Genomic DNA, 9,400 nt, shown 5'->3' with positions numbered 1-9,400 from the left:
GCGGCCGTCATGCGGCGCCCAAGCTTGCCACTCATACCCTTCTTCGGTTCCGCTTTTCTCATCCTCTGGATCGCTACGTTGCTTTAGTGTCGGCAGCGGAGAGATTCACGCTTCCGCGACGTCGGCCTGTTCGGGTATTTCCCAGCGCTTAGATGAAATAACAGCCGAATATGACGACGTTTTCGGGGGAGTGATCGCTTGAGCTCGGGGACCAGATGCCTTCCTTCGGGTTTTCAGTACGCCGCCCCGCGTTTGTCTGGGCGATGTGCGATGATAGGGGCGAAGCATATGAGCGGAAAGGGGAGTGCTATGTCAACGCGAACAGGGCGGGATATCGAGGCGGTGCGCGAACGCATGGCCGCCATCCCCGATGCCCTCTCGCCGGAGCTCGTCGAGCGCATGGAAGAGGACCGCGCACACGGATGGCAGAACCCATATCGCGCCCGTGGGGCAGACGCGCTCCGGCGCGAGGCGCGGGCATCGGACGAGGCCAACTTTTGGCGCCCGGCCTATGTGCGCGACGTCGAGAAGATCCTTCACCTGCCCGCCTACAACCGCTACGCTGGGAAGACGCAGGTCTTCTCGTTCCGTGCCAACGACGACCTCTCGCGGCGTGGCCTCCATGTGCAGCTTGTAGCCCGTATTGCGCGCGACATCGGCTACGCCCTCGGCCTTAATTGCGACCTCATCGAGGCGATCGGTCTCGGGCACGACCTTGGTCACACGCCCTTCGGACACGCAGGCGAGCGCTGTCTGAACGACGTCTTCCATGCGCGCACGGGGCGCTGGTTCCATCACAACGTGCATTCGGTGCGCGTGCTCGACGTGCTCTACGGGCGCAACATCACGCTTCAGACGCTCGACGGCGTGCTCTGTCATAACGGCGAGTACGAGCAGCGCGTCTTCCAGCTTTCGAATCTCTCTGGATTCGACGCTTTCGATGAAGCGGTCGAGAGCTGCTACACGCAGGGCGGCCACGCCATCGCGCACCTCCGGCCCATGACACTCGAGGGCTGCGTCGTGCGTATCTCAGACATCATCGCCTATGTGGGGCGCGACCGCCAGGATGCGATCGAGGCGGGTCTGCTCACGGGCGACGCGTTCGAGGACGGCCTCGGGGGCGCCTATAACTCCTGGATTTTGACGCACGCCTCGGCAGACATCATCGCCCATAGCTACGGTAAGGACCGCATCGAGATGAGCGAGGAGCTCTTTGCCGAGATTCGACGTGCGAAGGCGGAGAACTACGCGAAAATCTATCGTTCGAGCGGTATCGAGGGCGAGCGCGCCGAGCTGCTCTCGCGGGCATTCGAGCTCATGTATGAGCGCTGCCTGGCAGATCTTGCCGCCCGCGATGAGTCGAGTTTCATTTTCCGCCATCATATCCGCCGCGTGTCCGAGCAGCTCTCGCACTATGAACGGGTCTACGACTGGGAAAGCGACCCGGATCAGACCGTGGTCGATTACATCGCGAGCATGACGGACGGCTACTTCGCCGAGCTTGCGCAACATTGGTTCCCAGATATTCATTTCCCGCGGCGCGCCTATATCAACGAGGCGCGCTGAGGTCGGGAGTTCGCTCGCTCGCTGCAAGGGCGCGGGCGGTCGGTTGCGTTGGGTGGCAGTCTTGGGCTCGTGCCCAGGAATGCCCGACATCTGAAAGTTGATTGCTGTATATGGAAACGCTGTTCTCACAGGATGAAGTCGAGCGCACGCTTAGGAACGCGCCACTTGCGGTTCGCATGCGTCCGGAGACCCTCGATGACTACGTCGGCCAGGAGCAGGCAGTAGGGAAGGGGTCATGGCTGCGCGCCGCGATCGAGCACGACGTGCTCTCGAGCGTGATCCTCTACGGGCCTGCAGGCACGGGCAAGACGACGCTTGCGCACATCATCGCCGCACATACGCGGAGCGAGTTCGTCGAGGTTTCTGCCGTGACGGGAACGGTGAAGGATCTTCGAGCAGTCATCGAGGATGCGCGCCGCAGGCTTATGGCCTACGACCGCCGCACGATTCTGTTCATCGACGAGATTCACCGCTTCAACCGCTCGCAGCAAGACGCCCTGCTGCATGCCGTGGAGAACCGCACCGTGATCATGGTCGGTGCGACGACGGAGAATCCGTATTTCGAGGTGAACACGGCGCTGCTTTCCCGGGCGCGCGTGGTCGAGCTCACACCGATTGCAGACGACGACGTCGCCAAGCTCGTGCGCCGTGCGCTCGCTTCGCCGAAGGGGCTCGATGGCAAGTTCTCGGCGACAGACGAGGTCGTCGAGGCCATCTGCACGCTTGCGGCGGGCGACGCACGCTCCGCCCTCACGACGCTCGAGCTCGCGAGCGAGATTGCTCTGACGCGCCCCGATACCGATGGTGTCCCGGTGCCGAAACCCGGGGAGGCCATGCCCATCAGCCTCGAGGACGTCCGCACGGCCAATCCTCGGCGCGGCCTGCCCTACGACAAAGACGGCGACATGCACTACGACATCATCTCGGCATTCATAAAGTCGATGCGCGGAAGCGATCCGGATGCCGCCGTGTATTGGCTTGCACGCATGATCGACGCAGGCGAGGATCCGAAGTTCATCGCCCGGCGCATCCTCATCGCGGCATCTGAAGATATCGGCAACGCCGATCCGCAGGCCATCCAGGTCGCGGCGGCCGCGTTCAAAGCCGCCGAGGTCATAGGTTATCCGGAATGTCGCATCAACCTCGCGCAGGCAGCGATTTACAACGCGCTCGCACCGAAGTCGAACGCATGCGAAGCCGCGATCGATGCCGCGCTCGCCGACGTGCGCGCAAGTGGCATGCGTTCGGTGCCCACGCACTTGCGCGACCGTCATCGTCCCGGCTCCGAGACGTACGGCGATTACCGGTATCCGCACGATTATCCCGAGGGCTGGGTCGAGCAGCGCTACCTTCCCGATGGCCTCGAACGCGGTGCGTTCTGGAAGCCTGCCGGTCGCGGTTGGGAGGAATGGCGCTTCGAACAAGGCCAGCAGCACTGAGCGAGGGTTGGCTTGGTGCGGTTCGCTTCAACCAATGAGCCATTGATGGGTCGGAGCGAACCCGTTCACAACCAACCCATCGTCCTATGGAGTCGGATTCAACGAAGCGTCTTGGGGTAGAATCGAAGGCGTATGTATGTCGATGAAAGGGAGGGCGCATGGAACCCCTTCAGATTTTGGTCATCGTGCTCGTCGTGGCGGGAATCTGGCTCGTTGCCGAGCTTGCGATCACCGCGCGCCGAGCTCGTCGTACGATGGCAGAGGTCGATAAGACCGTTGCCGAGCTGAACGAGACGCTCGCCGAAACCCGTCCGGTCGTAGCTAAGCTCGACGGCGCGGTGGATGAGCTGCAGCCTGCCATTGCCAAGGTGGAGCCGCTGCTTTCCTCGGCGAATGTCGCCGTCGACGCGCTCTCTGCCAACCTTGTTGAGATCGAGGGCGTGGTGCGCGATGTGTCCGCTGTGACCGGTGCCGCCGCGTCCGCGGGCAACGCCGTTTCGGGTGTGGCCGATTCCGCATCTGAGGCCGCACGCAAGCTTCTCGGCAAGTTCAAATCTAGCCCTGATGCAGGCGAGCGCACGCTCGAGGCAGCTCCCAGCGAGGAGGCGGCCGAAGATGCCCCGACTCCGTCGGAAGTGTCCCAAGATGCCGCTGCGCCTTCGGGGAGTTACTACACCTATGGAGGCTCCATGGCCGACGATACGGCCGTCACGACCCACGAAGCCCCTACCAAGGAAGAGACCGCGCATGAGTAGCACCAACCACATCGCGCCCATCACGCTTTCGCTTGCCGCCGACCCGAGCCTAGCACGGCTGGTACGAATGACTGCGGCGAATGTCGCGGCGCTTTCCTCTATGTCCGTAGACCGCGTTGAGGATGTTCGTATGGCCGCGGAAGAGGCGTTCATCTACGCGTGCTCCGTAGAGGAGGGCGCTACCGTGGATATCTCCTTCGCTGTCGATGCTCAGCACGTCGCGATGGATTTTCTGCTGAGCGCCGAACCCGTGGCGGAGCCCGAAGCGGATAACCCCGCCGCCTATGCCGGCCTCATTCTTACAGCCGTGTGCGACGTCTACGAGAAATCGGACGCGCCCGTTCGGCTTCATCTCGAGCTCAAGGCGGATATCTGATATGGCAGATAAGACCACGTCGAGCAAATCGGCCTGGGACAAGCAGAAGACGCGAGAGCTCTTCCGCCGCTACAAGGAGCAGGGCGATATGGACGCGCGCGAGCAGCTCGTCATGTCGCACATGAACCTCGTCCGATTCCTCGCAAACAAGTTCAAGAACCGCGGCGAACCGCTCGACGACCTCATGCAAGTCGGTTATCTCGGGTTGCTCAAGGCAATCGATCGCTTCGATCCCGATCGCGGCCTCGAGTTCACCACGTATGCGACGCCGACGATCTTAGGCGAGATCAAGCGCCATTTCCGCGATAAGGGCTGGAGCGTTCGCGTGCCGAGGCGCCTGCAGGAGCTTTCCGCCAAGGTGAACCAGGCGACCGACACGCTCACCACCCAGTTGCAGCGCTCTCCTTCAGTCGAGGAGATCGCCGACTACCTCGATGCCTCGGTGGACGAGGTGCTCGAGGCCATGGAGTCCTCGAGCGCCTATAGCTCGGTGCCCCTTGAGGGCACGGGGAGCACGGAGAGCGACGACGCCCCCTCCGTCCTCGACCGCTATGCCGAGGAGGATAGCGAGCTTGCCCTCACCGACGACCGTCTCATCATCGAGGAGGCGCTTGCCGGCTTCTCGCCCCGCGAGCGCGAGGTCATCGAGCTTCGCTTCCTGAAGGGCATGACGCAGATCGAGATTGCCGAGAAGCTCGGGGTCTCACAGGTGCAGGTCTCGCGCCTGCTCAGGCGCACGCTCAAGAAGATCCAGGATCGGCTCGATCCCGAAGGCGTCATGACGAGGAGATAGCATGGGTGCTCGCGTGCGGCTCGATGCCGTTGAAGCCAAGCTGCCGGGAACGCGTCTTCTCGCCTTGCGCGTGTGGACGGTGGTCGGCGGCATCGTCATCGCCATCGCCGTGTTGAACGTGCTCGGCGCACTCGCGCCGGTCATCGAGTTTCTCGCCGTGGGCTCGCTCATCGCCTTCATCGAGTCGCCGATCGTGAACGCGCTCGAGCGCAAGGGCGTCCCGCGTGCTGCGGGCGCGTTCATCGGCCTCGTCGCGGTGATCCTCATCCTGTTCTGCGTCATCATGGTGATAGCCCCCATCTTCGTTGACCAGGTGCTCGAGGTGCTCTCTCGCTTGCCGAGCCAACTGCGCAGCCTCGGCGACTGGGCGGTGCAGGTCGCGCAGGATTTCGAGGCCATCTCGAAGTCCTCTTGGGCGAACGAGCTCGATTCGATGTTCCAGTCGCTGGCGAACATCGCTTCAAGCTATGTGACGCAGCTTGCCGGCGATGTGGGCCGCGGCCTCTTCCCGATTCTCTCGGGGTTCGCCTCACAGCTCTTCATCTTCTTCCTGGGGCTCGTACTCGCATACTGGCTCGCCCTCGACTATCCGAAGATCCATCGAGAGGTCGCAACGATCGTAGGCGAGGAACGCGAGACGAGCTATCGGTTTATGGTCGCGATCCTCTCTCGTTCCGTGGGAGGCTATATGCGCAGCATGGTCATCACCTCGTTCGTGAACGGCGTGCTCGCGTTCATAGGGCTTCTCATCGCGGGGCACCCCTATGCCGCACTTATGGGCGTGCTCACCGGGCTGTTGCATCTCATACCTGTACTCGGCCCGTGGATCTCTGCGTTCGCGGCAACCCTGCTCGCGCTTTTCTATAGCCCTGTGCTCGCTATCTGGACGCTCATCATCTGCATGGTGGCGCAGAACGTGACCGACAACGTCGTCTCGCCCAAGGTCATGCAGTCTTCGGTGCAGATTCATCCTGCCATGAACCTTGCGGCGCTCGTGGTGGGTTCCACCCTTATGGGCGCGATCGGCATGGTCGTGGCAATCCCGCTCTGCGCTGCCCTTAAGGGACTCTTCGTCTTCTACTTCGAGAAATCGACTGGGCGCGCGCTCGTCTCCTACGATGGTGCCATCTTCCAGGGAACGCCGTTCCGTGATGAGGACGGCGAGCCGGTACCCGCGTTCGATGCGCTCGGCGACGACAGCTTCGTGCAGGAATCTGAGCTCATTGACGACGACGTCGCACCGACGGGCTCCGCCGTGCCCCGCCCCGACCTCGAGAACCCCTGGAGCAAGCTCCAGTTTCTCCATCGTTCGGATGGTTCCGACCATGAGCAGAAGTAGGGCATCCCACCGGCGTCGATTTCGTTTTTCATTCATTTGGGGTGAATGTTCGCTATCGAGCACGGCGCGTCCTCGTCAGGAATCGGCGACATTCTCCTGAGCGACTTCGCAGCGAGCGGAGCGAGCGAGGACAAGCGAAGGAGAATGTCGCCGATTCCTGACGAGGACGTCATCGTTTACCGTATTCCGCTATAGTAGTAACGTTTATGCGTTTCACCAGTGTATCAAGGAGAACCCACATGGCTGCAGATGTTCCCATGATGACGACGGCCGAGATCCGCTCTGCCTTTTTGAAGTTCTTCGAAGAGCGCGGCTGCAAGCTCTTCCCGAGCTCCTCGCTCGTGCCCGATGACCCGTCGCTCCTGCTCGCGAACGCCGGCATGAACCAGTTCAAGCAGTACTACCAGGGCAAGAAGACCATGAAGGAGATCGGCGCGACGTCGTGCCAGAAGTGCGTGCGCACGAACGACATCGACATTATCGGCTCCGACGGCCGCCATGCCTCGTTCTTCGAGATGCTCGGAAATTTCTCGTTCGGCGGAGTTTCAAAAGAGCAGGCGTGCGCCTGGGCTCTCGAACTTTCCACCGAGGTATTCCATCTGCCTATCGAGCGCCTCTATTTCACCGTGTTCACGGACGACGACGAGACGTATGGGATCTGGCGCTCGCTCGGCATCGAGGAAAGCCATATCTCGCGTCTCGGCGAGGACGATAACTTCTGGGCAGCCGGCCCCACCGGTCCCTGCGGCCCTTGCTCCGAGATTTACTACGATATGGGCGAGGAGGTGGGCTGCGGCCGTCCGGACTGCGCTCCCGGATGCGATTGCGATCGCTTTCTCGAGTACTGGAACCTCGTGTTCACGCAGTTCGACCGCCAGGAGGACGGCTCCATGCCGGAACTCCCGCACCGCAACCTCGATACCGGTATGGGCCTCGAGCGCATGAGCGCCATCATGCAGGGCAAGACGTCCTTCTTCGATAGCGACATCATGCAGGGGCTCATCAAGCTCGGTGAGGAGATCTCGGGCGTCACGTACGCGAGCGACGACTACGAAGGCCCCAGTCGGAGCCTCCGCATCATCGCCGACCACGCGCGATCGGTCGACTTCATGATTTCCGACGGCGTCCTTCCCGGCAACGAGGGCAGGGGCTACGTGCTTCGCCGCCTGCTCCGCCGCGCCGTGTTCCACGGCCGTCTGCTGGGCGTCGAGGGGCCGTTCCTCACGCGTTTCATCGATCGTGTGAACGAGCTCATGGGAGACGCCTATCCCGAGCTCACCAAGAACGTCGAACTCGTGCGCGGAATCGTGAGCGCAGAGGAGGAGCGCTTCTCCACGACGCTCGATAATGGCCGCGTGTACCTCGATGAAGCGCTCTCGAAGCTCGCCGATGGCGAGGTGCTCGACGGCGCTTCCGCTTTCAAGCTGCACGATACGTTTGGGTTCCCCATCGACCTCACGGTCGAGATCGCCGAGGGCGCTGGGCATGCGGTCGACATCGAGGGCTTCAACCGCGAGATGGAGCTCCAGCGCGAGCGCGCCCGTGCGAATGTGAAGGGCGATGCCTGGGGTACGTTCAACGATATCTGGGTCGAGCTTTCCGACGCTCTGCCCGCCACCGAGTTCACCGGTTACGAGGGATGCTCGCTTTCGGTCGCGCGCGTCGTGGCCCTCGTCGCAAACGGGGAGCGCGTCGCTGCGGCGCATGCTGGCGATACCGTCGACGTCGTGCTCGATCGTACGCCTTTCTATGCCGAGATGGGTGGTCAGGTAGGTGACACCGGCGTGCTCTTGGGCGAGGGGATTCGCCTTTCTGTTGGCGACACGAAGAGCCACAACGGTCTCTATGCGCATACCGCTCAGGTCGAAGAGGGGACGCTTCACGAGGGCGCTGTTCTCGCGGCGCAGGTCGACGAGCATCGCCGTGCACTCATCCAGCGCAATCACACTGCGACGCATCTGCTCGACGCCGCCCTTAAGGAAGTGCTCGGCAACCATGTGAACCAGGCCGGCTCACTGGTATCGCCTGAACATCTTCGTTTCGACTTCACGCATTTCGAGGGCCTCACCACCGAACAGCTTCGCCGTGTCGAGGAGCTTGTGAATCGCGAGATCTTCGCCGCAAAGCCGGTCGTGACGCGTGTCATGGGCATCGAAGATGCCAAGGCATCGGGTGCCGTGGCGCTTTTTGGCGAGAAGTACAGCGACGTGGTGCGCGTGGTTTCCTGCGGAACGGAAGAGCAACCGTTCTCGCGCGAGCTCTGTGGCGGTACGCATGCCGGCAATACCGCAGAGATCGGCCTGTTCCGTATCGTTTCCGAATCTTCGACCGGCTCGAACGTGCGCCGCATCGAAGCCGTGACGAGCCTTGGCGCCATAAACTACCTGGAAGGTCGCGAGCGCATGCTTCTCGAGACCGCCGAAGCGCTCAAGTGCCGTCCCGAAGAGGTCCCCTCGCGCGTCACGGCGCTCCAGCAGAGCCTGCGCGAGGCGAACCAGAAGCTTAAGGCTGCGCTCACGGGCGGTTCGTCGGATGCCATCGGGCGTGCGATCGACGCTGCGCAAGACGCTGGAGGCTACCAGGTCGTTATCGCGGAGCTTTCCGGCCTCGAGGGTGCCGAGCTCAGGAACGTGTGGGATACCATTCGCGGGAAGGTCGACGGCGCGTGCGCCTGCGTGATCGCCACGGTCACGGAGAAGGGCACGCCGGCGCTCCTCGCGGCGGCGACCGACGACGCCGTGAAGGCTGGGTTCCATGCCGGCAATATCATCAAAGCGATCGCACCTGTGGTCGAGGGGCGCGGCGGCGGCAAGCCCACCATGGCGCAAGCCGGTGGCAAGAACGCCGCGGGCATCGCCTCTGCGCTCGATGCGGCGCGTGTCGAGCTCGGTCTATAGTGTGATCGCGCTTGCACTCGATATCGGCGAGGTGAGGGTTGGCATCGCGGTCTCCGACGCGAGCGGATCGGTCGCCATGCCCGTTAAGGTGCTTCCCGCACAGGAGGTGCTCTCCTGTGCGCGTACGTTTCGCCTGCTCATTGAAGATTACGAACCGGATGTGCTCGTCTGCGGTCTTCCGCAAACCCTCGCAGGGGAGGAGGGGCCGCAGGCGGCGCGCATTCGTGCGGCTGCC

General features: G+C 62.6%; 8 protein-coding genes. All 8 read left to right on the top strand.

The window, feature by feature from the left end; translation table 11 throughout:
• Window positions 1-309: 309 nt before the first annotated feature.
• Window positions 310-1,566, top strand: a complete 1,257-nt coding sequence (locus QZ079_RS05560; RefSeq protein WP_297036131.1) for a deoxyguanosinetriphosphate triphosphohydrolase family protein — start codon at window positions 310-312, stop codon at window positions 1,564-1,566.
• A 110-nt stretch (window positions 1,567-1,676) separates the two neighbouring features.
• The gene (locus QZ079_RS05555) at window positions 1,677-3,005 is read left to right on the top strand and encodes a replication-associated recombination protein A (RefSeq protein ID WP_297036126.1); all 1,329 of its coding nucleotides are present in this window, start codon (window positions 1,677-1,679) and stop codon (window positions 3,003-3,005) included.
• A 158-nt stretch (window positions 3,006-3,163) separates the two neighbouring features.
• On the top strand, window positions 3,164-3,760 hold the full coding sequence (locus QZ079_RS05550) for a hypothetical protein (RefSeq protein WP_297036123.1): 597 nt from the start codon (window positions 3,164-3,166) through the stop codon (window positions 3,758-3,760).
• Window positions 3,753-4,136, top strand: a complete 384-nt coding sequence (locus QZ079_RS05545) for an ATP-binding protein (RefSeq protein WP_291288623.1) — start codon at window positions 3,753-3,755, stop codon at window positions 4,134-4,136. The genes QZ079_RS05550 and QZ079_RS05545 overlap by 8 nt, the downstream gene beginning before the upstream one ends.
• Before the next feature lies 1 nt (window position 4,137).
• Window positions 4,138-4,929, top strand: a complete 792-nt coding sequence (locus QZ079_RS05540; protein WP_291288624.1) for a SigB/SigF/SigG family RNA polymerase sigma factor — start codon at window positions 4,138-4,140, stop codon at window positions 4,927-4,929.
• Between the two features lies 1 nt (window position 4,930).
• Entirely contained in the window at window positions 4,931-6,268 is a 1,338-nt protein-coding gene (locus tag QZ079_RS05535; RefSeq protein WP_297036118.1) for an AI-2E family transporter, read from the top strand.
• A 239-nt stretch (window positions 6,269-6,507) separates the two neighbouring features.
• Window positions 6,508-9,165 (top strand): alanine--tRNA ligase, encoded by a 2,658-nt coding sequence (alaS, locus tag QZ079_RS05530; RefSeq protein ID WP_297036116.1) that lies wholly within the window; start codon window positions 6,508-6,510, stop codon window positions 9,163-9,165.
• Between the two features lies 1 nt (window position 9,166).
• On the top strand, window positions 9,167-9,400 hold a 234-nt coding region (gene ruvX / locus QZ079_RS05525; protein WP_297036134.1), incomplete at its 3' end, for a Holliday junction resolvase RuvX.

This window comes from uncultured Enorma sp. (assembly GCA_905210055.1).
Taxonomy (GTDB): Bacteria; Actinomycetota; Coriobacteriia; order Coriobacteriales; family Coriobacteriaceae; genus Enorma.
The sequence above is the reverse complement of the archived record's forward strand: the minus strand, read 5'-3'. Positions and strand labels throughout refer to the sequence as shown.

Excerpts from the sequence above, each read along its gene's own strand:
- QZ079_RS05560 (WP_297036131.1), top strand. The coding sequence starts at position 310 with ATGTCAACGCGAACAGGGCGGGATATCGAGGCGGTGCGCGAACGCATG.
- QZ079_RS05555 (WP_297036126.1), top strand. The coding sequence starts at position 1,677 with ATGGAAACGCTGTTCTCACAGGATGAAGTCGAGCGCACGCTTAGGAAC.
- QZ079_RS05550 (WP_297036123.1), top strand. The coding sequence starts at position 3,164 with ATGGAACCCCTTCAGATTTTGGTCATCGTGCTCGTCGTGGCGGGAATC.
- QZ079_RS05545 (WP_291288623.1), top strand. The coding sequence starts at position 3,753 with ATGAGTAGCACCAACCACATCGCGCCCATCACGCTTTCGCTTGCCGCC.
- QZ079_RS05540 (WP_291288624.1), top strand. The coding sequence starts at position 4,138 with ATGGCAGATAAGACCACGTCGAGCAAATCGGCCTGGGACAAGCAGAAG.
- QZ079_RS05535 (WP_297036118.1), top strand. The coding sequence starts at position 4,931 with ATGGGTGCTCGCGTGCGGCTCGATGCCGTTGAAGCCAAGCTGCCGGGA.
- alaS (WP_297036116.1), top strand. The coding sequence starts at position 6,508 with ATGGCTGCAGATGTTCCCATGATGACGACGGCCGAGATCCGCTCTGCC.